Annotated in this window: 5 protein-coding genes; 3 read left to right on the forward strand and 2 right to left on the reverse strand. The window is 46.7% G+C overall.

All coding sequences use genetic code 11. The features are described 5' to 3' along the window. Window positions 1–32: 32 nt before the first annotated feature. Entirely contained in the window at window positions 33–278 is a 246-nt protein-coding gene (locus tag B3W37_RS07405; protein WP_483175234.1) for a hypothetical protein, read from the reverse strand. Between the two features lie 674 nt (window positions 279–952). Between B3W37_RS07405 and B3W37_RS07410 the strand changes: the two genes are divergently transcribed. Continuing rightward, window positions 953–2242 carry an MFS transporter gene (locus B3W37_RS07410; protein WP_481041860.1) on the forward strand — a complete coding sequence of 430 codons (1290 nt, stop codon included), beginning with the start codon at window positions 953–955 and terminating at the stop codon, window positions 2240–2242. Between the two features lie 381 nt (window positions 2243–2623). Here B3W37_RS07410 and B3W37_RS07415 read toward each other — a convergent pair whose 3' ends face one another. Next, entirely contained in the window at window positions 2624–3223 is a 600-nt protein-coding gene (locus B3W37_RS07415) for a TVP38/TMEM64 family protein (protein ID WP_483175236.1), read from the reverse strand. Between the two features lie 239 nt (window positions 3224–3462). Here B3W37_RS07415 and B3W37_RS07420 point away from each other — a divergent pair, with 239 nt between their 5' ends. Next, window positions 3463–4128: a CvpA family protein gene (locus B3W37_RS07420; protein ID WP_483175237.1), complete on the forward strand. Its 666-nt coding sequence runs from the start codon at window positions 3463–3465 to the stop codon at window positions 4126–4128. Window positions 4129–4195: 67 nt separating this feature from the next. Beyond that, a partial coding sequence (locus B3W37_RS07425) for a zinc-binding metallopeptidase family protein (protein WP_483175239.1) occupies window positions 4196–5034 on the forward strand: 839 nt, incomplete at its 3' end.

Genomic DNA, 5034 nt, shown 5'->3' on the forward strand with positions numbered 1-5034 from the left:
AGGTTTGGTTCGCTGTGCCAACATGGTAATCTCTAATTCATGATTACAACTAACATTCCCTCACTTAAGGCGAAGATATACTGGTTTACAGTATTCTTCGCCACCTTCCTAATTGAGAGTGCCTTATTACCAGAAAATATTGTAAATGGAGAATCTATATTGTCATATAACTTTTTTTTAGCAGGATTTGCAATTTTGTTCTTATCAACGGTGTTTGTGCCTTTAACAATCATATCCATAACCTGGGCTATCAGAATCTTATATCCGTCATTCCCCAAAAGTATGCCGGGAAAGCATGAGCTGATGTTCTAAAACTCAGAAATCTGATGCTGAGAACAACATACTCATGGCTCTGCCATAAACATAGACTGCGCTTCGGCCTTCATCCCATTCAATCTCCGTATAGGTAATATACTTCAGCTTACTCCTATAAATAAAGCTTTGTAAGATTCTTTAGAGAAAGCAAATATGCTGTGTCGGCTTTCATAAATACAGCAGGCTAATCTATATATACTTACATTTCCCCGAATCAAGACCACAACCTCCGGCAAATGCACCAGATAAACGAATCACAGCAAATGTGTCCGGGAATGAGACACTATGATCAGCCCCCAATTGTATCATTTTTATACCATATAAAATGCCTGTGCAGTTTTTCAAATAATAATTTCCCAGAGCGCATACAAAAAATGGCTTCCTTTCTTCGATAATGCCCGATATTTGGAGAACGAAAAGTGATCGGTACTTCTCTGAAATAGCTTGAGTGCATGGCACAGTTATTGCTTGATTTAATCAATAGATGAAAGGGCGATGCATATGCAGCCATGAGAGTAGCTTCTAATGATGCCTTTGAGAAGAGGTTGGAAGCTATCAAAAGAATAGCCGGGAGGTGGAGTGAAAAAAGAAAAAATAAGGTCAATAGCGGGACCGAATGTATTAAGGAGGTATTTATTTGAGTAAAGAACGGTATGTGCCATTACCGGACAAGGATGCCCCACTTAACGGCCAAATGATCCTGATATGGGTATTTGCCTGGTTGGCCTTAGTATTGGATGTATTGGATTGGCAATTGGTGTCAGTATCGGCTACAGCTATCAGCAAAGAATTTGGTATACCATCTTCGATGATGGGATTTATTCTAGGCGCCCCTTTGTTAGGCGCGGGGGTAGGCGGACTCATTTCAGGGGTACTGTCTGACAAGTTTGGTCGAGTTAGAGTCATGTTTTGGTGTCTGGTCTGGTATTCGTTGTTTACGATCGCTTTCGCTTATGCTAATAATGCGACGACAATGTTGATTCTGAGATTCTTGGTAGGCTTAGGCTTAGGAGCTCAATGGGGTGTTGGAAACACTTTAGTTGCGGAATGCTTGCCTTCGCGAATCAGGATTATGTGTTCGGCTGTAATCCAGACCGGGTTCGCCTTTGGGCCTATGTTGGCCGCTTTCCTGGCCAGGACCATGCTGCCCGCCTATGGCTGGAGGCCTTTATTCTATGTTGGCGCCCTTGGATTAGTAGTAGCAATTCTTGCCAAAATGCTGATTCCTGAACCCGAGGCTTGGGTCAAGACTAGAGACCAGGCCAAAGACAGCGGTCTGCAGATGGGCAGTGTCAGTAAACTGTTCAGCACGGAGATATACGCTTTTACTGGAACAACGATCAGACGAAATACCCTGGGCGCCTTTTTCATGGTGTTATTCACATTGCTGGCATACTGGAGCGCAATGAGTTGGATTCCGAGCTGGCTCGCTACTGATAAACATATGGATATAGTAAAATCAATGAATTATATGATGTTTTTAAATATCGGTGGCATATTTGGTTATATATTATTTGCCTTCATTGCCGACCGCTGGGGGAGAAAGAAACCAGCTTACGTTGCCCTGGCCGCTTCCTTTGTGGCCGTAATGATTTTTGTAAGTATTGATAACAACAACACCCTGTTATGGTACGCCCCGGTATACTCGTTTATAACTTATCCAATCTTCGGCCTGTTCGGAGGTTATATGGCTGAGCTATTCCCCACTGAGGTTAGGGCAACAGGGGTTAACACTATTTATAATCTGGCGCGTATGACCAGTTTCTGGGGGCCGGCGATGTTAGGTGCAGTTGCGGCCGCAACTTCTTTCTCAGTTGCAATTGGAGCAAGTGCAGTCCTGTACGTAGCTGCTATAATTCCTTTGGCCTTCCTGCCTGAGACTATTAAGCGGACAAGTGCTATTCCATCTCAAAAACAGGCTGCATAAATAGTCGGTTAAACAATGGGGATCTATGGGCAGGCATGCATGGAATGGCGGGATACTACCGTCAACAAGAGCTAAAATGCAGTTGTTTGGACACTGGACCAGAAGATCGCCCGGGTAATTAGCCAATATTTTGAAGTATATTCAATTTACTTCGAAAATTGCATATCTAAACTCCTCTTCCATGAGCTGTTGAATTAAATTTCAACAGCTAATTTTTTCAATAAAATAAGGGTGTTTGGTGCAGAATGCAGCGAAATGTCCGAGGCAAGGGTTCGAGCCCCCCGACCTGCTTCAGTGAAAAACAACAACTTATGATCAATTAAATTATTTCCCGGGAAATAATTACATGTTTCGCACCCCGGATATACAAATGCTGTCGAGCTAATCCCGGGCTCGGGAGCAAACCGGTATGCGTCCTTTGGAGAGGTGGCGCCCGGTCCAGGCCAGGAGCAGGATCAAAGCGAGAATCAATATGGTTGACTTAATATCCCGGTTGCGCAACAGTGAGATGCCCAAACCCGTATAAAGGACGGCAGTAGGAATTTTCCCCAGGGCTGAGGAGAAAAAGAAACTCCAGAAGGGGACTTTGCCGATCCCTGCTGCCACATTGATTATGGGGGTAGGAACCACGGGAATGATGCGGGCCAGCAAAATGCCCCAGAAAGCCAGCTCTTGGTCGAAATGGTTCATATCATAGCCCCAGCGGGATAATATCTTCTGACGAACCCAATTGCCCCCTGCCCAGCGGGACAGCATGTAGGCCAGGCAGGCGCCCAGCAAAGCCCCTGACCAGGATAAGAGGAAGCCCAGTTTAAAACCGAACAACAAACCGCAGGCGCTGGCCAGTATCACATAGGGAAATACCGGTAAGGCCGCTTGTATGACAAAAAGTCCAAAGGCAGCCAGAGGGGCCAATATGCCAAAAGACTGCACATAAGTGATTACCATGCTGATGCTCACATTGCCTAAACCATAACCCATAGATCATCACATCCCCTGCTCATAGTAAGACGCCGTCAAACGGCGGTATTTACAAATATTCATAGAGTAGTAATTTGGTGCATTAATGAGGATATACATTGGATATACCCTATACCGGCTAGGTTGTAAAGAGGAATCTTCCCGTCTGTTTCGACAGGTTTCAACCAGCTGACCGCAGCCATAAATTGGCTGTAGTAACAATAGTTGTCCATATCCGTGCAAGTCCTGTTATAATTAGGGTGCAAAAGGGATTAAAGGCGGAGCAAAGAAGCATGGTGCCAAGCCTCCTGACATTTAATACGGTTGACTATCTGCTGCTGCTCATTCTGGTTTTGTGCGCCCTGACTGGATTGAGGCAGGGATTTGTCATGACCGTGGGCAGTGTTATAACATTCGTTGCCAGCATCGTACTGGCGGTCTTTTATTATGATGACCTCTCCATCTATATGGAACGCAGTGTCGGAATCGTCTCCAAGCTGGACCATTTCCTGAGTGAGCATGCCCCTCTGCAGGCTCTGGGGATTCCCTACAGCTTTCTGGTAAAAGGCTATACCATCGAGGAAGCCTTGCATAGTCTGGCCAACTGGTTGGTTCGCCTGGCTTGTTTTTTAGTCATCGCCTTGACCAGCCGGCAGTTGATCTGGCTCAGTTTGGGCTGGTTCGAAAACTTAATCGATGTTGGCCCGGGATCGACTTTGAATCGGCTCCTGGGTACGGTTTTGGCCGTGTTGCAGGGGGCGATCGTCTTGACGGTTTTAATCTGCTTCGCCTTACCGGTGCTTCAGACTGTTGCCCAAATGGGAGTTGATGGCGCCGGAGTCCTGCTGTCCAGCCTGAACCAATCGGTTTTGGTCAGCTGGATGACGGAAGCCTACCGCTGGGGGCAGGCAGCCCTGGGGATATAAGTATAAGAATAAGCCTGTATTAAGACAATAGAGATATAAATTGTGTTAATTTAAGGGAGGATCAGCATTGATAGAAAAACGCAACAACCGTCCCAATGTCTGGGACAGGGGTGACGGAAAACAGCATGCCGCCATTCACGACTTTAGCCGGGGCTATGTGGATTTTCTCAATCAGGCCAAAACCGAGCGTGAAGCCATAGACTATGTGCTGCAGAAGGCACAGGAGCAAGGGTTTATGTCCCTCGAAGCTCAGAATTCAGTCAAATCCGGGGATAAGCTATTTGTCAATCAGAAGGGCAAATTATGCGCCCTGATTATGGTGGGCCAAAACATGGCAGATGGCTTCAACCTGGTGGTTTCTCATGTAGACACCCCCCGCTTGGATCTTAAACCGCGCCCGCTTTATGAAGCGGATAATATGGCTTTGCTTAAGACCCACTATTATGGGGGAATTAAGAAATATCAATGGCCGGCCATTCCACTGGCCCTGCACGGAGTGGTGGTCAAGAAAAACGGAGAGCGTATTAAGGTGTGTATCGGGGAGAAAGAGGATGACGCGGTTCTGGCCATTACGGATCTTCTGCCTCATTTAGCCAAAGACCAGATGGAGAAGAAAATGAACGAGGGCATCAAAGGGGAGGACCTCAATATCGTGGTCGGTTCCTGCCCGGTGCAGGATCTCAAGGAGGATGCCTTTAAGCAGCACATACTGAACCTTCTGCAGCAGCAGTACGGTATAGAAGAAGACGACTTCACCAGCGCGGAATTGCAGGCTGTACCGGCTTTCAAGGCCAGGGAAGTAGGGCTGGATCGCAGTATGATCGGTGCTTACGGCCAGGATGACCGGGTTAGCGCGTATACCGCCTTAGAGGCGGTCTTGAACATGAAACAGCCGGCCCGAACCGC

It is taken from the genome of Syntrophomonas sp. UBA5494 (genome assembly GCF_002426325.1).

Excerpts from the sequence above, each read along its gene's own strand:
- B3W37_RS07415 (WP_483175236.1), bottom strand. The coding sequence starts at position 3,223 with ATGGGTTATGGTTTAGGCAATGTGAGCATCAGCATGGTAATCACTTAT.